Below are 19389 nucleotides of genomic sequence, written 5' to 3'. Positions count from 1 at the left end.
TCCCCGCACCGCCTAGGCTGGCCGTCATGGCCACGCTGATCCTCGTCCGGCACGGACGCTCCACCGCCAACACCTCCGGGGTCCTCGCCGGGCGCACCCCCGGGATCTCCCTCGACGAGCGGGGCGCCGCGCAGGCCGCCGCGCTTCCCGGGCGCCTCGCGGACATCCCCCTCGCCGCCGTCGTCTCCAGCCCCCTCCAGCGCTGCCGGGAGACCGTACGGCCGCTCCTCGACGCCCGCCCCGACCTCCCGCTGCACGTCGAGGACCGGATCAACGAGTGCGACTACGGCGACTGGTCCGGCCGGAAACTCGCCGAGCTCAACGACGAACCCCTGATGGAGGTCGTCCAGGCGCACGCCTCCGCCGCGGCCTTCCCCGGCGGCGAGTCGATGCGCGCCATGCAGTCCCGCGCGGTCGACGCCGTGCACGACTGGAACGCGCGGATCGAGGCCGAGCACGGCGAGGACGCCGCCTATGTCATGTGCTCGCACGGGGACATCGTCAAGTCGATCGTGGCGGACGCGCTCGGACTGCACCTCGACCTCTTCCAGCGCCTCCACGTCGACCCGTGCTCGGTCACCGTCATCCGCTACACGCGCCTGCGGCCCTTCCTCGTCCGGCTCGGCGACACCGGGGACTTCGCCGCCTTCGCGCCGCGCGAGCACCCCGACAGCAGCGGGACCGCTGAGGTCGGGGGCGGTGCGGGCGCACCGTGATCCTCTCGCGCAGTAGGGTGGACGCGCCGCCGTAGTACGACTGTCGAGACGCAAGGGAGCCGGGAAACGTGTCCCGTCAGGTGTTCCTCTACGACCCACCGGAGCGTTTCGTGGCCGGTACGGTCGGGCTGCCTGGCCGCCGTACGTTCTTCCTCCAGGCGTCCGCCGCCGGCCGGGTCACCAGCGTCGCCCTGGAGAAGACACAGGTCGCCGCGCTCGCCGAGCGCATGGACGAACTCCTCGACGAGGTCGTCCGCCGCACCGGGGGCAACGCCCCGGTCCCCGCCGTCGCGCCCGTCGAGGTGGCCGACACCGCCCCCCTCGACGTACCCGTCGAGGAGGAGTTCAGGGTCGGCACCATGGCGCTCGCCTGGGACGGCGAGGAGCAGCGCATGATCGTCGAGGCGCAGGCGCTCGTCGAGCTCGACGTGGAGTCCGAGGAGGACCTCGCCGAGGCCGAGGAACGCCTGCTCCAGGACGAGGAGAACGGCCCGCCGATGCTCCGGGTCCGCCTCAGCGGCGCCCAGGCCCGTGCCTTCGCGAAGCGGGCCCTCGACGTCGTCAACGCCGGCCGTCCGCCCTGCCCGCTGTGCAGTCTGCCGCTCGACCCCGAGGGCCATGTCTGCCCGCGCCAGAACGGATACCGCCGCGGAGCATGAGCAGCAGCCCCCCGACGCCCCGGGACGCCGAGCTGCTCGCCCGTGGTGAGCTGACGGTACGCGGCCAGGTCCGCGAGGCCTCCAATGCCGTCCTGTACTGCTCCGTCGCGTACGGGGGCAGGGAAGCGGCCTGTGTGTACAAGCCGGTCGCGGGGGAGGCCCCGCTGTGGGACTTTCCCGACGGCACGCTCGCGCAGCGCGAGGTCGCGGCGTACGAGATCTCCGAGGCCATGGGCTGGGGTCTGGTCCCGCCGACCGTGCTCCGCGACGGGCCCTACGGGGAGGGCATGGTCCAGCTGTGGATCGAGGCCGATCCCCAGGCGCGGCTGCTCGCCCTGACCGAGGACGACGAGGCGGGCGAGGGCTGGAAGGCCGTCGGCCCCGCCCAGGTCGACGAGGACCGCACCGCGCTCCTCGTCCACGCGGACACCCCCGACCTGCGGCGGCTCGCCGTCCTGGACGCCGTCATCAACAACGGCGACCGCAAGGGCGGCCATCTGCTGCCCGCTCCCGGCGGGCACCTCTACGGCATCGACCACGGGGTCACCTTCCACGTCGACGACAAACTGCGCACCCTCCTGTGGGGCTGGGCGGGCGAGGAGCTGCCCGCCGAGGCGGCCGGGGTGCTCGACGCGCTCGGCCGCTCCCTGGCCCCGGGAGAGCCGCTCGCCGCCCGTCTGGCGGAACTGCTCACGGATGCCGAGGTGGCGGCCGTACGCGCCCGCGTGGAGGCGTTGCGGACCACGGGACGGCATCCGGAGCCCTCCGGGCAGTGGCCGGCGATCCCCTGGCCGCCCGTCTGACCGGACCGAAGGGTTTCGGCCATCCCTGTGGACGGCCTCCCCGAGGGCATGCACCCCTGGGGGGTATACACGCACGCCTCCGACCCGCAAGAGCGCCTAATAGGTCAAGATCCCGGATCCGGTTCGTATCCGGAACACCTGTCCGGTTACGCTCGGGTCATGCATGCCTGGCCCGCTTCTGAGGTCCCCGCCCTTCCCGGCAAGGGCCGCGACCTCCGGATCCACGACACCGCGACCGGTGGACGAGTGACCCTCGCCCCCGGCCCCGTCGCCCGTATCTACGTCTGCGGCATCACGCCGTACGACGCGACCCACATGGGTCACGCGGCGACCTACAACGCGTTCGACCTCGTTCAGCGCGTGTGGCTCGACACCAAGCGGCAGGTGCACTACGTCCAGAACGTCACGGACGTGGACGACCCGCTCCTGGAGCGCGCGATCCGCGACGGCATCGACTGGGTCGGCCTCGCCGAGCGGGAGACCGCCCTCTTCCGCGAGGACATGACCGCCCTGCGGATGCTGCCCCCGCAGCACTACATCGGCGCCGTCGAAGCCATACCCGGCATCGTCCCGCTCGTCGAGCGCCTCCGGGACTCCGGAGCCGCCTACGAGCTCGAAGGAGACGTCTATTTCTCCGTCGACGCCGACCCGCACTTCGGACAGGTCTCGAACTACACCACCGAGCTGATGCGCCACCTCTCCGCCGAGCGCGGCGGGGACCCGGACCGTCCGGGCAAGAAGAACCCGCTCGACCCGATGCTCTGGATGGCCGCCCGCGAGGGCGAGCCGAGCTGGGACGGCGCGAGCCTCGGCCCCGGCCGCCCCGGCTGGCACATCGAGTGCGTCGCCATCGCCCTCGACCACCTCGGCATGGGCTTCGACGTGCAGGGCGGCGGATCCGACCTGATCTTCCCGCACCACGAGATGGGCGCCTCCCACGCCCAGACGCTCACCGGCGAGTTCCCCATGGCGAAGGCGTACGTCCACGCCGGCATGGTCGGCCTCGACGGCGAGAAGATGTCCAAGTCCCGGGGCAACCTGGTCTTCGTCTCGAAGCTCCGCCGCGACGGCGTCGACCCGGCCGCCATCCGGCTCGCGCTGCTCTCCCACCGCTACCGCGACGACTGGGAGTGGACCGACCAGGTCCTCCAGGACGCCGTGGAGCGTCTCGGCCGGTGGCGCGCCGCCGTGTCGCGCCCCGACGGCCCGTCCGCCGACGCGCTCGTCGAGGAGCTCCGCGACGCGCTGTCCGACGACCTCGACACGCCCACCGCGCTCGCAGCGGTCGACCGCTGGGCCACGCTCCAGGAGGCCGAGGGTGGCGCCGACGATTCCGCTCCCGGTCTCGTCTCCCGCGCCGTCGACGCACTGCTCGGTGTGGCCCTGTAACGAGCAGGACCGCACAACTCCCATTCAGGCAACCGCCCTTGGACTTCTCGCCGAAGTCCGAGGGCGGTTCCGTTTTGTCCTGGCGGGACTGCTCGTTCCTGCGCTAAATAAGCTCCATGCAATCATCATCACGCATGAAAGTTGCACTGGCCGGGGCCGTCCTCGGGCTCCTCGCGGCCTTCGCGGGACCCGGCGCCACCGCCTCGGCCCTCCCCACCGACCGCGCCGACCAGGCCGACACCACGCCACAGGAGCCCGCCACCACGGTCGGCGACCTCACAGGCTTCGCCGCCGCCGGGTCCGTCTACCGCCTGACCGCGGGCCGGGCCCAGGCCCGGGTCAGCTTCGTCACCGCCGACACCTTCCGCATCGAACTCGCCCCCGACGGCACGTTCACCGACCCCACCGGCAGCGACATCACGCTGCCCCAGGGCCCGCCCCCGGCCACCCGCTGGCGCGACCTGGGCGACCGCTACGAACTGAGCAGCTCCGAGGTGACCCTGCGCGCCTACAAGTCACCGCTCCGCTTCGCCGCCCTGCGCGCCGACGGCACCCCGCTGTGGAGCGAGTCCCGCGGTCTCAGCTGGACCGCCGACCGCACCACCCAGACCCTCGCCCGGGGCGCCACCGAGCAGTTCTACGGCGCCGGCATGCAGAACGGCCGCGGCAACACCTCCCACCGCGACAAGACCGTCGAGGTCGGCGTCGACTACAACTGGAACGACGGCGGCCACCCCAACTCCGTCCCGTTCTACCTCTCCTCCGCCGGCTACGGCGTCTACCGCAACACCTACGCGCCGAACACCTACGCCTTCACCGAGCCCGTCACCACCAGCGCCGAGGAACGGCGCTTCGACGCCTACTACTTCGCCGGCACCGGCGGCGACGCCGCCAAGGACGTCATCGGCCAGTACACCCGGCTCACCGGCAAACCCTTCCTGCCGCCCGTGTACGGCCTGGAGATCGGCGACGCCGACTGCTACCTCCACAACGCCAACCGGGGCGAACGCCGCACCCTCGACGCACTGAAGGTCGCCGACGGCTACGTCGAGAACGACATGCCCAACGGCTGGATGCTCGTCAACGACGGTTACGGCTGCGGCTACGAGAACCTCGCCGAGGCCTCCGCCGGACTCGGCGAGCGCGGCATGAAGCTCGGCCTCTGGACCGAGGACGGCATCGACAAGCTCGAAGAGCAGGTCAAGGCCGGCCAGCGGGTCGCCAAGCTCGACGTCGCCTGGGTCGGCGAGGGCTACAAGTTCGCCCTCGACGGCTGCAAGGACGCCCACGCCGGCATCGAGGCCCACAGCGACGCCCGCGGCTTCACCTGGGCCCCCGAGAGCTGGTCCGGCGCCCAGCGCTGCGGCGTCCAGTGGTCCGGCGACCAGTCCGGCAGCTGGGAGTACATCCGCTGGCAGATCCCGACCTACGCGGGCGCGTCCATGTCCGGACTCGCCTACACCACCGGCGACGTCGACGGCATCTTCGGCGGCAGCGCCAAGACCTACGCCCGCGACCTGCAGTGGAAGACCTTCCTGCCGGTCACGATGACCATGGACGGCTGGGCCGCCAACGACAAGCAGCCCTTCCGCTACGGCGAGCCCTACACCAGCGTCAACCGCGCCTCCCTCAAGCTCCACGAGGCCCTGCTCCCGTACATCTACAGCCACGCCCACCAGGCCACCAGGACCGGCGTCGGCCTCGCCCGGCCGCTCGCCCTGGAGTACCCGGACGACCCCAGGGCCGCCACCGACGCCGCCAGGTACGAGTTCCTCAGCGGCGAGGACTTCCTCGTGGCGCCCGTGTACCAGGACGCCGTCGAACGCGACGGGATCTACCTCCCCAGGGGCACCTGGATCGACTACTGGAGCGGCCGCACCTACGAAGGCCCCCTCACCGTCGACGACTACAGCGCCCCGCTCGACACCCTGCCCCTCTTCGTACGGGCCGGGGCGACCGTCCCGATGTGGCCCGGCGACATCCGCTCGTACACCGACCGCGCCCCCGGCGACCCGATCGCCTGGGACATCTACCCGCAGGGCAGCTCCTCCTTCGAGCTGTACGAGGACGACGGCGTCACCCGCGAACACCGCACCGGCCGCTACGCCACCCAGCGGGCCGAGGTCCGCGCCCCGCAGCGCGGCGCAGGCGACGTCACCGTCCGCATCGGGGCGAGCAAGGGCACGTACACCGGCAAGGCGAACGCCCGGCCGTACGCCTTCACGGTCCACACCGGCGACGCCCCCGGCGCCGTCCGGCTCGACGGGCGCAAGCTGCCCGCCCTCACCTCCCGCGCCGCCTTCGACGCCGCCTCCCAGGGCTGGTGGTACGACCGCGACGAGCGCGGGGGAGTGGTCCGGGTCAAGACGGCCGCCCTCTCCACCGCCCGCGACTTCGAACTGCGGCTGAGCGACACCAGCGCGGTCGGCGGCGCCGTACCGGGCGCCTCCGCCACCCTCGCCGTCCCCACGGCGCAGGAACTCGGCGCCGGAGCCCCCGGCAGCGTCGCCGTGGACGTCACCGCCGGAACCCGCGACGCCACCGACGTACGGGTCTCCCTCGCCGCCCCGGCCGGCTGGCAGGTCACCCCGGCGGCGCCGATCGCCCGTGTCCCGGCCGGTACCACCCGCCGGGTCGAGGTCACCGTCACCCCCGCCCCGGACGCCGAGCCCGGCGAGGCCACCCTCACCGCCACCGCCCGGCACCGCGCCGCGGGCACCGACCGCACCGCCGTCCAGCGGTTCGCGGTCGGCGTGATGCCCCCGCCGCCCACCGGCGACGCCTGGGCGAGCGACCTCGTCTGGCTGCGCTCCACCAACGGCTGGGGACCGCCCGAACGCGACCGCTCCAACGGCGAGTCCGGAGCCGCCGACGGCAAGCCCCTCACCCTGGCGGGCACGGCCTACGAGAAGGGCATCGGGGCCCACGCCGACTCCGACATCGAGGTCTACCTCGGCGGCCGCTGCACCACCTTCACCGCCGACGTCGGCATCGATGACGAGATCAACGGCTACGGCGACGTGGCCTTCTCCGTCGAGGCCGACGGCAAGGTCCTCTGGACCTCGCCCCGGCTCACCGGAGCCTCGGCGACCCTGCCCGTGAACGTCGACGTGACCGGAGCGCGGCACGTCCGGCTGCGGATCACGGACACCAACGGGTCGAAGAGCGGGGACCACGCGGACTGGGCGGCGGCCCGGTTCGGCTGCGCCTGACGCGTGAGCTGATCCGCGGCTGACGCGACGACGGGAGGGGCGCCCTCGGGCACCCCTCCCGTTCCGTCTCGACTCCCCGGCGGAGACCGCTACTTGCCGGACTCGCCGTCCGCGCCGCCGTCCGTGTCGCTGCCCGCGCCCGTGTCACCGTCTGCGTCTGCGCCCGTGTCTGCGTCTGTGTCCAGGACCGGGTCCCTGCCCGCGTCCGTGTCCGCGTCCGTGTCCGGTGAACCGTCGGCGGACGCCGTCGGTCCCTCCGGAACGTCCGTCTCCTCCGAACCCTCGGCCGTCTCCGTGCCCGGGACCGCCTCCGGACCCGGCTGCTCCGGCTTCGGCGGACGCGTGCGGCCGCTGCCGGGGTCCCGGAGGAACGGCGTGTCGCCGCCCTCCATCGCCACCCCCGGGCCGCCGCCCGGCCCCGTGCCGGGCTCGCGCCGCCTCAGATACCGCTCGAACTCCCGGGCGATCGCCTCGCCCGAGGCCTCCGGCAGCTCCGCCGTGTCCCGGGCCTCCTCGAGGGTCTGCACGTACTCGGCGACCTCGCTGTCCTCGGCGGCCAGCTGGTCCACGCCCACCTGCCAGGCCCGCGCGTCCTCGGGCAGCTCGCCCAGCGGGATGCGCAGCCCGATCAGGTCCTCCAGCCGGTTGAGGAGCGCCAGGGTCGCCTTCGGGTTCGGCGGCTGCGACACGTAGTGCGGCACCGCCGCCCACAGACTCACCGCCGGCACGCCCGCGTGGGTGCACGCCTCCTGGAGGATGCCCACGATGCCCGTCGGGCCCTCGTACCGGGTCTCCTCCAGGTCCATCGTGCGCGCCAGGTCCGGGTCGGAGGTCACGCCGCTGACCGGGACCGGCCGGGTGTGCGGGGTGTCCCCGAGCAGCGCGCCCAGGATCACGACCATCTCCACGCCCAGCTCGTGGGCGAAGGCGAGGATCTCGTTGCAGAAGGAGCGCCAGCGCATGGACGGCTCGATCCCGCGCACGAGCACCAGGTCACGGGGTTTGTCGCCGCCGACCCGGACCACGGAGAGCCGGGTCGTCGGCCAGGTGATCTTCCGGACCCCGTTGTCCAGGAAGACAGTGGGCCGGTTGACCTGGAAGTCGTAGTAGTCCTCGGCGTCGAGCGCCGCGAACACCTCGCCCTTCCATTCCCGGTCCAGATGGGCGACCGCGGTGGAGGCGGCGTCGCCGGCGTCGTTCCAGCCTTCGAACGCGGCCACCATGACCGGGTCGATCAGCTCGGGTACCCCCTCGAGCTCGATCACCCAGCGCCTCCTTTTCGAAGTTCCTGTCGTACGGACCAACCTTACGGCTTTCTCCAGGTCCGTCCGCAGCCCCCGGACATCCCCGAAAACCCGTGCGGCCTTGATCGACTACCCAGGAACTCGCCTCCGCACACGGCGGTCTCACTCCTCCCAGAGCGTGCTCGGCGCCTCCCTCCGGACCACCGGCGCGATCTCCTCGGCGAAGCGCTGGAGCGTCTCGATCTGCTCGGCCGTCGACTGGCCGAACGTGTCGACCGTGATGGACTGCAGGTCGTGCCCGTAGTGGGCGTGGTAGCCGAGGATCTTGTCGATGATCCGCTGCGGGGAGCCGATCAGCTGGGGACCGTCCGCGACGGCGTCCTCGATCGTGCGGAACGGGGTGTTGTACCCGGCCTTGCCCTCCAGGTGCGGCCTGAAGCTCTGCCGTACCTTCGCCTCGTAGAGGTCCTTGTGGCGGGCGATCGCCTCCTCGGTCGTGTCGGCGATGAGCAGGCCGCCGGAACCGGCCGCCACGCGCGCGTGCGCCGGGTCGTGCCCGTACTCCTCGAACTTCTCCCGGTAGTGGGCGATGAGCCTTGCGTACGCCTCGCGGGGCTGGATCGCGTTGGCGGTGAAGAGCGGGTCGCCGTGTCTGGCCGCGAGTTCGGGGGAGTTGAGGCTGGTGGCCGAGCCGTGCCAGATCCGCGGCGGTCCCGCGTACGGGCGCGGCACCGTGGTGACGTTCTTCAACGAGGGCCGGAACTCGCCCTCCCAGTCGACGCCCTCCTCCGTCCACAGCCGCCGGAGCAGCTCGTACTTCTCCTTCTGGAGGTCCCACTGCCGCTCCTCGTCCAGGCCGAAGAGGTCGAAGTGGCCGGCCTCCGCGCCCTTGCCGACGACGAGTTCGAGCCGGCCGCGGGAGAGCTGGTCGAGGGTGGCGTAGTCCTCGGCGACCCGGACCGGGTCGAGGATCGCGACGACGGTGACGCCGGTGAGCAGTCTGATCCGGGTGGTACGGGCGGCGAGCGCGGCCAGCAGCACGGTCGGGGCGGAGGAGAGGAACGGGCCGGCGTGCCGCTCGCCGATGGCGTAGGCGTCGAAGCCGAGCCGTTCGGCGGTCTCGCCGAGCGTGACGACCTGCTCCAACCGGTCGGTGGCGGAAAGGAGTTCGCCGGTGAGCGGATGCGGGGAGTGGTGGACGATCGTGAGCACCTGGAATTTCATGCGCTCCACTCTGCGCGCCGAGTGTTGCGGCGTTGTGGACGGCGTGTGGCACGCCGCGGGGGCGGTCCTCCGGTGAGGAACCGCCCCCGCGCGTACGGCAGTCGCCGCCCCGCTCCTACTCGTCCAGCATCTTCTCGACGTCCGCGCGGATCTCGTCCGTCGCGAGGCCGCGGATGGTCAGCGTCGTACGGCGGCGCAGCACGTCGTCGGCCGTCTCGGCCCACTCGTGATCGCGGGCGTAGGCGACCTGCGCCCAGATCTCCGGCGCGTCCGGGTGTATGCGCCGTGCCAGCTCCGGGTTCTCGTTCGCCATGCGGGCGATGTCGAAGGAGAGCGAGCCGTAGTGCGTCGCCAGGTGCCTGGCGGTGTCTGCGGCCATCCGCGGGCCGGGTGCCGGACCGTCGACGAGCAGCCGGTGCGCGACGGCGTTGGGGTTGGCGATGCCGGGCAGCGGCAGCCGCTTCGGCAGCGTCGACACCGACTCGTAGTCCTCGCCCAGCGGGTGGCCGGGGAGCTGCTCCAGCTTCTTCATCACCGTACGGCCGATGTGGCGGAAGGTCGTCCACTTGCCGCCGGCCACCGACAGCATGCCGCCGCGGCCCTCGGTGACGACCGTCTCGCGCTTGGCCTTCGAGGTGTCGCCGGGCCCGCCCGGGAGCACCCGCAGACCGGCGAAGGCGTAGGTGATCAGATCGCGCGACAGCTGCTGGTCGCGGATGGAGAAGGCGGCCTCGTCCAGGATCTGGGCGGTGTCCTTCTCGGTGACCTCGACCTGGCCGGGGTCGCCCTCGTACTCCTCGTCGGTGGTGCCGAGCAGCAGCATGTCCTCCCAGGGGAGGGCGAAGGTGATGCGGTACTTGTCGATCGGGGTGGCCAGGGCGGCCTTCCACGGCGAGGTCCGCTTGAGGACCAGGTGCGCGCCCTTGGAGAGGCGGATGGAGGGGGCCGCGTTCGGGTCCTCCATCCGGCGCAGGTGGTCGACCCACGGGCCGGTGGCGTTGAGCACGAGACGGGCGGTGACGCCGAACTCGTCGCCGCTGGTGCGGTCCTTGAGCTCGGCGCCGGTCACCCGGCCGCGGGTGAAGCGCAGCCCGGTGACCTCGGCGTGGTTGAGGACGGTGGCGCCGGCGTCGACGGCGGCGCGCACCGTCATCAGCGCCATGCGGGCGTCGTTCATCTGGTCGTCGCCGTAGACGGCCACGGCCTTGAGGTTGTCGGTGCGCAGCTCCGGCACGTCCTGCGCGGCCTTGGCGGGGGAGAGCAGGTGCCCGACGCCGTCGCCGAACGCGGAGAGGGCGCTGTAGGCGAAGACACCGGCACCGAGCTTGGCCGCGCCGTGCGGGCCGCCCTTGTAGACGGGCAGGTAGAAGGTGAGGGGGTTGGCGAGGTGCGGTGCCACCTGACGGGAGACCGCACGCCGCTCGAAGTGGTTCTCCGCGACCAGCTTGACCGCGCCGGTCTGCAGGTAGCGCAGACCGCCGTGGAGGAGCTTCGAGGAGGCGGAGGAGGTGGCGCCGGCGAAGTCGCCGGCGTCCACCAGGGCCACCCGCAGGCCCGACTGCGCGGCGTGCCAGGCGGTGGAGATGCCCAGGATGCCGCCGCCGATCACCAGGAGGTCGTACGTCGCCTTGGAAAGCCGGTCCCGGGTCTCGGCGCGGCTCGGGAGGGAGCCGGACGCCGGGTGCGTCCCAAGGGCAGGGACGCTCTGCAGGGTGGTCATGTGTCTTACTCCTCGGATGCGTCGTCGAGCCAGCCCATGGAACGTTCAACGGCCTTGAGCCAGCTCTTGTACTCGCTGTCGCGCCTGTCGGCGTCCATGCGAGGGGTCCATTCCGCGGCGCGACGCCAGTTGGCGCGCAGCGCGTCGGTGTCCGGCCAGAAGCCGACGGCCAGGCCGGCGGCGTAGGCGGCACCGAGGCAGGTGGTCTCGGCGACCATCGGACGCACGACGGGCGCGTCCAGGAAGTCCGAGAGGGTCTGCATCAGCAGGTTGTTGGAGGTCATGCCGCCGTCGACCTTGAGGGCGGTCAGCTCGACGCCGGAGTCCTTCGTCATGGCGTCGGTGATCTCGCGGGTCTGCCAGGCGGTGGCCTCCAGGACGGCACGGGCGATGTGCGCCTTGGTGACGTAACGGGTGAGGCCGGCGATCACACCGCGGGCGTCGGAGCGCCAGTACGGGGCGAACAGGCCGGAGAAGGCCGGCACGAAGTAGGCGCCGCCGTTGTCCTCGACCGAGGACGCGAGGGTCTCGATCTCGGCGGCGGACTTGATGAGTCCCATCTGGTCGCGCATCCACTGCACCAGCGAACCGGTGACGGCGATCGAGCCTTCCAGGGCGTAGACCGGCTTCTGGTCGCCGATCTGGTAGCCGACCGTGGTCAGCAGGCCGCTGTAGGAGTTGATGATCTTGTCGCCGGTGTTCATCAGCATGAAGGTGCCGGTGCCGTACGTAGACTTCGCCTCGCCCTCGGCGAAACAGGTCTGGCCGAACAGGGCGGCCTGCTGGTCGCCGAGCGCCGAGGCGACCGGGACACCGGCGAGGGCGCCGTCCTTGACGTGGCCGTAGACCTCGGCGGAGGAGCGGATCTCGGGGAGGACGTTGAGGGGGACCCCCATCGACTCCGCGATCTTCTCGTCCCAGGCCAGCGTGTGCAGGTTCATCAGCATGGTGCGGGAGGCGTTGGTGACGTCGGTGACGTGCACGCCGCCGTCGGTGCCACCCGTGAGGTTCCAGATGACCCACGAGTCCATGGTGCCGAAGAGGATGTCGCCGGCCTCGGCGCGCTCGCGCAGCCCCTCGACGTTGTCGAGCATCCAGCGGATCTTCGGGCCGGCGAAGTAGCTGGCCAGCGGCAGGCCGGTCTCGCGGCGGAAGCGGTCCTGGCCGACGTTGCGGCCGAGCTCCTTGCAGAGGGCGTCGGTGCGGGTGTCCTGCCAGACGAGGGCGTTGTGGACGGGCTCACCGGTGTTCTTGTCCCAGAGCAGGGTGGTCTCGCGCTGGTTGGTGATGCCGATGGCCTTGACGTCGGAGGCGGCGATGCCGCCCTTCGTCAGGGCTCCGGCGACGACCTCCTGGACGTTGGTCCAGATCTCGGCGGCGTCGTGCTCGACCCAGCCCGGCTTCGGGAAGATCTGCTCGTGCTCCTTCTGGTCGACCGAGACGATCCGGCCGTCCTTGTCGAAGACGATGCAGCGGGAGGAGGTGGTGCCCTGGTCGATGGCCGCGATGAACGGGCCGGAGGTGTGTGCGTCGGTCACGGTGTGCTCCATGGGAGGTCTGGAAGAAGGACGTCTCAGGCGAACGCGATGTTGTAGATACCCGCGGCGATGGCTCCACCGATCAGCGGACCGGCGACCGGGATCCAGGCGTAGCTCCAGTCGGAGCCGCCCTTGTGCTTCAGCGGGAGCAGGGCGTGCACGATGCGCGGGCCGAGGTCACGGGCCGGGTTGATCGCGTAGCCGGTCGGGCCGCCGAGCGAGAGGCCGATGGAGACCACGACGAACGCGGTGATCAGGGCGCCTATGACGCCGAGGCCCTTGCCGCTGTCGTTGAGGCCCTGGGTGAGCACGGCCAGGACGAGCACGACGGTGCCGATGATCTCGGTGGCCAGGTTCTGCCAGGTGTTCCGGATCTCGGGGCCGGTGGAGAAGATGCCGAGCACCGGGCCGGGGCCCTCGATCGGCTTCTGGCCCGAGGCCTCGGGGTCGTCGAGGTGCGCCTGGAACTGGCCGTAGTAGGCCACCCAGACCAGCACGGCGCCGATCATGGCGCCGAGCATCTGGCCGGCGATGTAGACGGGGACGTCGCCCCACTCGCCGTCCTTGATCGCGATTCCGACCGTGACGGCGGGGTTCAGATGGGCACCCGAGAGGGAAGCCGTCATGTAGACGGCCGTCATGACGGCGAAGCCCCACCCGAAGGTGATCGCGAGCCAGCCCGCGTTGCGGGCCTTGGAGCCCTTGAGCGTGACGGCGGCGCACACACCGCCGCCGAGCAGAATCAGAACGGCGGTACCGATGGTCTCGCCGAGGAAGATGTCGGAGCTGGACACCCGCGACTCCTTTGTCCTTCGTCCAGGGGAACGGCGGACTCCGATTCCCTCCGGAGGTCCGCACCCTCGTGTGAGGGCTGTTTCCGGCCCTTGGCACTGCCACACTCTAGCGTCTATTGCCGTTAGGTGTTCGGCATTGCCGACCGATGAACGGAAGTTTTGCCCTCGGGTTAACAGCACGTCAAGGCCCCGGGAAGCGAAAAACCCGCCGATAACGCGATCGTTACCGGCGGGTTCACTCAGGTCGGGGGGCGTGGTCGCCCAGGGTCAGAAGCGCCCGGCTCCCAGGTCGCGGGAGACCGCGCGGGCGCAGTCCCGTACCGCCGCCACGAGTTCGGGACGCAGCTCCCCGGCCGGGCACAGCCGCTCCACGGCGCCCGTCACCGCCACCGCGCCCACCGGCATCCGCCGCCGGTCGTGGATCGGCGCCGCCACCGAGGCGACGCCCTCCCAGGTCTCCTCCACGTCCGCCGCCCAGCCCTTGGCCCGCGTCATGTCGAGCAGTGACTCGAACTCCCCGAGCTCCGTGGTCGTGCGGGGCGTGAACGGCTCCCGCTCGACTTCCAGGACCTCGCTGTGCGCCACCGGGTCGTACGCCGACAGGACCTTTCCGAGCGCCGTGGAGTGCAGCGGCTGCATGGCTCCCACCTCCAGCACCTGGCGGCTGTCGTCCGGCCGGAAGACGTGGTGCACGATCAGGACGCCCCGCTGGTGCAGCACCCCCAGGTGCACACTCTCGCCGCTCGACCGCGCCAGGTCGTCCGTCCAGACCAGTGCCCGCGCGCGCAGCTCGTGCACGTCGAGATAGCTGTTGCCCAGCCGCAGCAGCTCCGCGCCGAGCTGATAGCGGCCCGAGGCCGCCTCCTGCTCCACGAAGCCCTCCGCCTGGAGGGTGCGCAGGATGCCGTGGGCGGTGCCCTTGGCGAGTCCCAGTGAGTTCGCGATGTCGGACAGGCCCAGCCGGCGCTCGCCGCCCGCGAGCAGCCGCAGCATGGCCGCCGCCCGTTCAAGCGACTGGATGTTCTTCGCCATCGCCCGGCCCTTCTCCCTCTCACGCTGTTCGACAATGCTGAACACTATCGGTCGATGCCGACCTTGCGTGACACATGACAGTGTCGGTCAAGAACGGTCAGAACCGGGAGTCCCCGCACACAGGATGCCGTCCGCCCCGCGAGACGCCGTGTCCACCCCGACCGGAGCGCGGTTACGCTGGCCCCGTGCACCCTCCTCCGAAGGTGCAAAGCCGACAGCCGTCGCATCCCAGGGAGCTCATCCATGGCCTCGTTGCCGACCCCTTCCGCAGACAGCCGGAACCGCGCCGCAGCCCTCCGCGAAGCACTCGCCAGCCGAGTCGTCGTCGCCGACGGCGCCATGGGCACCATGCTCCAGGCGCAGGACCCCACCCTCGAGGACTTCCAGAACCTCGAAGGCTGCAACGAGATCCTGAACATCACCAGGCCCGACATCGTCCGTTCGGTCCACCAGGAGTACTTCGCCGCCGGCGTCGACTGCGTCGAGACCAACACCTTCGGTGCCAACCACGCCGCCCTGGGCGAGTACGACATCCCCGAGCGCGTCCACGAACTCTCCGAGGCAGGCGCCCGCATCGCCCGCGAGGTCGCCGACGAGTTCACCGCCTCCACCGGCCGCCAGCGCTGGGTCCTCGGCTCCATCGGCCCCGGCACCAAGCTGCCGACCCTCGGCCACGCCCCGTACCCCCTGCTGCGCGACGCCTACCAGCAGAACGCCGAGGGCCTCCTCGCCGGCGGCGCCGACGCCCTGCTCGTCGAGACCACCCAGGACCTCCTCCAGACCAAGGCCTCCGTCATCGGCGCCCGCCGCGCCCTCGACGCCCTCGGCGCCGACGTGCCGCTCATCGTCTCCGTCACCGTCGAGACCACCGGCACCATGCTCCTCGGCTCCGAGATCGGCGCCGCCCTGACGGCCCTGGAGCCGCTCGGCATCGACATGATCGGCCTGAACTGCGCCACCGGCCCCGCCGAGATGAGCGAGCACCTCCGCTACCTCGCCCGCCACTCGCGCATCCCGCTCTCCTGCATGCCCAACGCCGGCCTGCCCGTCCTCACCTCCGACGGCGCCCACTACCCGCTGAGCCCCGCCGAGCTCGCGGACGCCCAGGAGACCTTCGTCCGCGAGTACGGCCTCTCCCTGATCGGCGGCTGCTGCGGTACGACCCCCGAGCACCTGCGCCAGGTCGTCGAGCGCGTCCGGGACCTCACCCCCGCCGCGCGCGAGCCGCACCCCGAGCCCGGCGCCGCCTCCCTGTACCAGACCGTGCCGTTCCGCCAGGACACGGCGTACATGGCGATCGGCGAGCGCACCAACGCCAACGGCTCGAAGAAGTTCCGCGAGGCCATGCTGGAGGCCCGCTGGGACGACTGCGTCGAGATGGCCCGCGACCAGATCCGCGAGGGCGCGCACATGCTCGACCTCTGCGTCGACTACGTGGGCCGCGACGGCGTCGCCGACATGCGCGAGCTCGCCGGTCGCTTCGCCACCGCCTCCACCCTGCCGATCGTCCTCGACTCCACCGAGGTGGACGTCCTCCAGGCCGGTCTGGAGAAGCTCGGCGGCCGGGCCGTCATCAACTCCGTCAACTACGAGGACGGCGACGGCCCCGAGTCCCGCTTCGCCAAGGTCACCCGGCTGGCGCAGGAGCACGGCGCCGCGCTCATCGCCCTCACCATCGACGAGGAGGGCCAGGCCCGCACCCCCGAGCATAAGGTCGCCATCGCCGAGCGGCTCATCGAGGACCTCACCGGCAACTGGGGCATCCACGAGTCCGACATCCTCATCGACACCCTGACCTTCACCATCTGTACCGGTCAGGAGGAGTCGCGCAAGGACGGCATCGCCACGATCGAGGCGATCCGCGAGCTGAAGCGCCGCCACCCGGACGTGCAGACCACCCTCGGTCTGTCCAACATCTCCTTCGGACTGAACCCGGCCGCGCGCATCCTGCTCAACTCGGTCTTCCTCGACGAGTGCGTCAAGGCCGGCCTCGACTCGGCGATCGTCCACGCCTCGAAGATCCTGCCGATCGCCCGCTTCGACGACGAGCAGGTCACCACCGCGCTCGACCTGATCTACGACCGGCGGCGCCCTCAGCAGGGCGACGAACCGGCCTACGACCCGCTGCAGAAGCTGATGGCCCTCTTCGAGGGCGTCAACACCAAGTCGATGAAGGCCGGCAAGACCGAGGAGCTCCTCGCCCTGCCGCTGGACGAGCGCCTCAAGCGCCGGATCATCGACGGCGAGAAGAACGGCCTGGAGGCCGACCTCGACGATGCCCTGACGGTCCGGCCCGCTCTGGAGATCGTCAACGAGATCCTGCTCGACGGCATGAAGACGGTCGGCGAGCTGTTCGGCTCGGGCCAGATGCAGCTGCCGTTCGTGCTCCAGTCCGCCGAGGTCATGAAGACCGCGGTGGCCTACCTCGAACCGCACATGGAGAAGACGGACGCCGACGGCAAGGGCACGATCGTCCTCGCCACCGTCCGCGGCGATGTCCACGACATCGGCAAGAACCTCGTCGACATCATCCTCTCCAACAACGGCTACAACGTCGTCAACATCGGCATCAAGCAGCCTGTCTCCGCGATCCTGGAGGCGGCGGAAGAACACCGGGCGGACGTCATCGGCATGTCCGGGCTCCTCGTGAAGTCCACCGTGATCATGAAGGAGAACCTCCAGGAGCTGAACCAGCGCGAGCTGGCCGCCAAGTACCCCGTGATCCTCGGCGGCGCCGCCCTCACCAGGGCGTACGTCGAACAGGACCTCCACGAGATCTACCAGGGCGAGGTCCGCTACGCCCGCGACGCCTTCGAGGGCCTGCGCCTCATGGACGCCCTCGTCGCCGTCAAGCGCGGCGTCCCCGGCGCCAAGCTCCCCGAGCTCAAGCAGCGGCGCGTCCCCAAGCGGGACACTCCGGTCCTCCCGGTGGAGGAGACGGACGAGCCGGGCGGCCGTTCCGACGTCGCCGTCGACAACCCCGTCCCCACCCCGCCGTTCTGGGGCACCCGCGTCGTCAAGGGCATCCCGCTCAAGGACTACGCCTCCTGGCTCGACGAGGGCGCCCTCTTCAAGGGCCAGTGGGGTCTCAAGCAGGCGCGCGTCGGCGGTGCCACGTACGAGGAGCTCGTCGAGAGCGAGGGCCGGCCGCGGCTGCGCGGTCTGCTCGACAAGCTGCACACCGAGAACCTCCTGGAGGCGGCCGTCGTCTACGGCTACTTCCCCTGCGTCTCCAAGGGCGAGGACCTGATCATCCTCGACGAGGCCGGCAACGAGCGGACCCGCTTCACCTTCCCGCGCCAGCGCCGCGGCCGCCGCCTCTGCCTCGCGGACTTCTTCCGCCCGGAGGAGTCCGGCGAGACCGATGTGGTCGGCCTCCAGGTCGTCACCGTCGGCTCGAAGATCGGCGAGGCCACCGCCAAGCTGTTCGAGTCCGACTCCTACCGCGACTACCTGGAGCTGCACGGCCTCTCCGTCCAGCTCGCCGAGGCCATGGCCGAGTACTGGCACGCCCGTGTCCGCGCCGAGCTCGGCTTCGCCGGAGAGGACCCGGACGCGGTCGAGGACATGTTCGACCTCAAGTACCGCGGTGCGCGCTTCTCCCTCGGTTACGGCGCCTGCCCCGACCTGGAGGACCGCGCGAAGATCGCGGAGCTGCTGCGTCCGGAGCGGATCGGCGTCCACCTCTCGGAGGAGTTCCAGCTCCACCCCGAGCAGTCCACCGACGCCATCGTGATCCACCACCCGGAGGCGAAGTACTTCAACGCCCGGTGACCGGGCGGGACGCCCTCGCCCGGTCACCGGGCAAGGGCGTCCAGAGGGACCCATGGGGTAAATCCGCGCTCTTTCGGTGATCCGGACGTACACTTGTCGGTCCAGTGCAGGCCGGTCTTCCTCCCCGTACCGGGGAGGGGGGCCGGCCTTCTCGTCCCTCCATGGAGGTGTGCCGGATGACCAGTACGGTCCCCGCGTCCCTGATCCGTACGAACGGAAGCTCCGCCCTGCAGGCGGTCTTCCTCGACATGGACGGGACCCTCGTCGACACGGAGGGCTTCTGGTGGGACGCGGAGGTCGAGGCCTTCGCCGACCTCGGACACCGGCTGGACGAGGCCTGGCGGGACATCGTGGTCGGCGGCCCGATGACGCGCAGCGCGGGCTACCTCATCGAGTCCACCGGCGCCGACATCACCCTCGCCGAGCTCACGGTCCTGCTCAACGAGAAGTTCGAACAGCGCATCGCGCGCGGTGTCCCGCTCATGCCCGGCGCCGAGCGGCTCCTCGCCGAGCTGGCCCGGCACTCCATCCCGACCGCACTGGTCTCCGCCTCGCACCGGCGGATCATCGACAAGGTCCTCCACTCGCTCGGCCGCGACCGCTTCACGCTGACCGTCGCGGGCGACGAGGTCGTCCGGACCAAGCCGCACCCGGAGCCGTACCTGGCGGCCGCCCAGGGTGTCGGGGCCGACCCGGTCCTCTGCGCCGTCATCGAGGACACCGCGACCGGTGTGGCGGCCGCCGAGGCGGCCGGCTGCCGGGTCGTCGCGGTGCCCTCGGTCGCCCCGATCACACCCTCCCCGGGTCGCGTCGTCGTGCGCTCCCTCGAAGAGGTCGACGTGCCCTTCCTCCGCACATTGATCACCGGAATCTGAGCTTTATCTGAGCTTGCTCCCGGGCGGAATGCGATTTCGCCCGGGAGGTACCCCGGGGTGTATCCCGCGGGTAAGCGTCGTGCGGCCGGGGAACGCCCGGGGAAAATGATCAGGCCATTCGCCGAAAAGGCCTCCACGTGACCTTGGTCACGCAGAGTGCCGGACGGCGGGTGGCCTTCGTTCGTCACCTGTCCGGTTGGCGTGGATTTCGGTGCCCCCTGTGTCCCGATTCGATGGCCACCGTCCGCATCATCCGGTCGCATGACTATCGAGGCCCCCGTATTCATGATCACTGTGCGATTACCCCCGCGGCCGCCCGTGGTCAGGCAATAGCGATGCCGCCCACTAATCTTTCGCGAGTACTTCGCCGCATAACCCGCGTGCACCGGCGCACACCCAAGTCGCCGTG

The 19389-nt window shown here is 71.1% G+C and carries 13 protein-coding genes; 7 read left to right on the top strand and 6 right to left on the bottom strand.

Annotated elements, in window-relative coordinates:
• Nucleotides 1-26: 26 nt before the first annotated feature.
• The 5 genes from OG392_RS07930 (at nucleotide 27) to OG392_RS07910 (ending at nucleotide 6779) form a co-directional block, all read left to right on the top strand.
• Nucleotides 27-716: a histidine phosphatase family protein gene (locus OG392_RS07930; RefSeq protein WP_329277015.1), complete on the top strand. Its 690-nt coding sequence runs from the start codon at nucleotides 27-29 to the stop codon at nucleotides 714-716.
• 68 nt (nucleotides 717-784) lie between these two features.
• Entirely contained in the window at nucleotides 785-1375 is a 591-nt protein-coding gene (locus OG392_RS07925) for a DUF3090 domain-containing protein (protein ID WP_055598426.1), read from the top strand.
• Nucleotides 1339-2178: an SCO1664 family protein gene (locus OG392_RS07920; RefSeq protein WP_443055061.1), complete on the top strand. Its 840-nt coding sequence runs from the start codon at nucleotides 1339-1341 to the stop codon at nucleotides 2176-2178. Before OG392_RS07925 ends, OG392_RS07920 begins: the two co-directional genes overlap by 37 nt.
• Nucleotides 2179-2337: 159 nt before the next feature.
• On the top strand, nucleotides 2338-3567 hold the full coding sequence (mshC, locus tag OG392_RS07915) for a cysteine--1-D-myo-inosityl 2-amino-2-deoxy-alpha-D-glucopyranoside ligase (protein WP_329277010.1): 1230 nt from the start codon (nucleotides 2338-2340) through the stop codon (nucleotides 3565-3567).
• Between the two features lie 116 nt (nucleotides 3568-3683).
• Complete coding sequence (locus OG392_RS07910) at nucleotides 3684-6779, top strand: NPCBM/NEW2 domain-containing protein (protein WP_329277008.1); 3096 nt, start codon at nucleotides 3684-3686, stop codon at nucleotides 6777-6779.
• Between the two features lie 89 nt (nucleotides 6780-6868).
• Here OG392_RS07910 and OG392_RS07905 read toward each other — a convergent pair whose 3' ends face one another.
• From OG392_RS07905 to OG392_RS07880, 6 genes are all read right to left on the bottom strand, one after another.
• Nucleotides 6869-8044 carry a PAC2 family protein gene (locus OG392_RS07905; RefSeq protein ID WP_329277006.1) on the bottom strand — a complete coding sequence of 392 codons (1176 nt, stop codon included), beginning with the start codon at nucleotides 8042-8044 and terminating at the stop codon, nucleotides 6869-6871.
• Between the two features lie 141 nt (nucleotides 8045-8185).
• A complete protein-coding gene (locus tag OG392_RS07900) occupies nucleotides 8186-9247 on the bottom strand; it encodes an LLM class flavin-dependent oxidoreductase (protein ID WP_329277004.1) in 1062 nt (353 codons plus the stop codon).
• 115 nt (nucleotides 9248-9362) lie between these two features.
• Entirely contained in the window at nucleotides 9363-10967 is a 1605-nt protein-coding gene (locus OG392_RS07895; protein WP_329277001.1) for a glycerol-3-phosphate dehydrogenase/oxidase, read from the bottom strand.
• 5 nt (nucleotides 10968-10972) lie between these two features.
• A complete protein-coding gene (glpK, locus tag OG392_RS07890; RefSeq protein ID WP_329276999.1) occupies nucleotides 10973-12505 on the bottom strand; it encodes a glycerol kinase GlpK in 1533 nt (510 codons plus the stop codon).
• A 35-nt stretch (nucleotides 12506-12540) separates the two neighbouring features.
• Nucleotides 12541-13299, bottom strand: a complete 759-nt coding sequence (locus OG392_RS07885; protein WP_329276997.1) for an MIP/aquaporin family protein — start codon at nucleotides 13297-13299, stop codon at nucleotides 12541-12543.
• Nucleotides 13300-13566: 267 nt separating this feature from the next.
• Nucleotides 13567-14331: an IclR family transcriptional regulator gene (locus tag OG392_RS07880; protein ID WP_329276995.1), complete on the bottom strand. Its 765-nt coding sequence runs from the start codon at nucleotides 14329-14331 to the stop codon at nucleotides 13567-13569.
• Nucleotides 14332-14574: 243 nt separating this feature from the next.
• Between OG392_RS07880 and metH the strand changes: the two genes are divergently transcribed.
• Nucleotides 14575-18105, top strand: a complete 3531-nt coding sequence (metH, locus tag OG392_RS07875) for a methionine synthase (RefSeq protein WP_329276993.1) — start codon at nucleotides 14575-14577, stop codon at nucleotides 18103-18105.
• A gap of 176 nt (nucleotides 18106-18281) precedes the next feature.
• Nucleotides 18282-18980 carry an HAD family hydrolase gene (locus tag OG392_RS07870; protein ID WP_329276991.1) on the top strand — a complete coding sequence of 233 codons (699 nt, stop codon included), beginning with the start codon at nucleotides 18282-18284 and terminating at the stop codon, nucleotides 18978-18980.
• Nucleotides 18981-19389: the final 409 nt, after the last annotated feature.

This window comes from Streptomyces sp. NBC_00691 (genome assembly GCF_036226665.1).
Taxonomy (GTDB): Bacteria; Actinomycetota; Actinomycetes; order Streptomycetales; family Streptomycetaceae; genus Streptomyces.
The sequence above is the reverse complement of the archived record's forward strand: the minus strand, read 5'-3'. Positions and strand labels throughout refer to the sequence as shown.

Excerpts from the sequence above, each read along its gene's own strand:
- OG392_RS07910 (WP_329277008.1), top strand. The coding sequence starts at position 3,684 with ATGCAATCATCATCACGCATGAAAGTTGCACTGGCCGGGGCCGTCCTC.
- OG392_RS07930 (WP_329277015.1), top strand. The coding sequence starts at position 27 with ATGGCCACGCTGATCCTCGTCCGGCACGGACGCTCCACCGCCAACACC.
- OG392_RS07895 (WP_329277001.1), bottom strand. The coding sequence starts at position 10,967 with ATGACCACCCTGCAGAGCGTCCCTGCCCTTGGGACGCACCCGGCGTCC.
- metH (WP_329276993.1), top strand. The coding sequence starts at position 14,575 with ATGGCCTCGTTGCCGACCCCTTCCGCAGACAGCCGGAACCGCGCCGCA.
- OG392_RS07880 (WP_329276995.1), bottom strand. The coding sequence starts at position 14,331 with ATGGCGAAGAACATCCAGTCGCTTGAACGGGCGGCGGCCATGCTGCGG.
- OG392_RS07870 (WP_329276991.1), top strand. The coding sequence starts at position 18,282 with ATGACCAGTACGGTCCCCGCGTCCCTGATCCGTACGAACGGAAGCTCC.
- OG392_RS07900 (WP_329277004.1), bottom strand. The coding sequence starts at position 9,247 with ATGAAATTCCAGGTGCTCACGATCGTCCACCACTCCCCGCATCCGCTC.
- mshC (WP_329277010.1), top strand. The coding sequence starts at position 2,338 with ATGCATGCCTGGCCCGCTTCTGAGGTCCCCGCCCTTCCCGGCAAGGGC.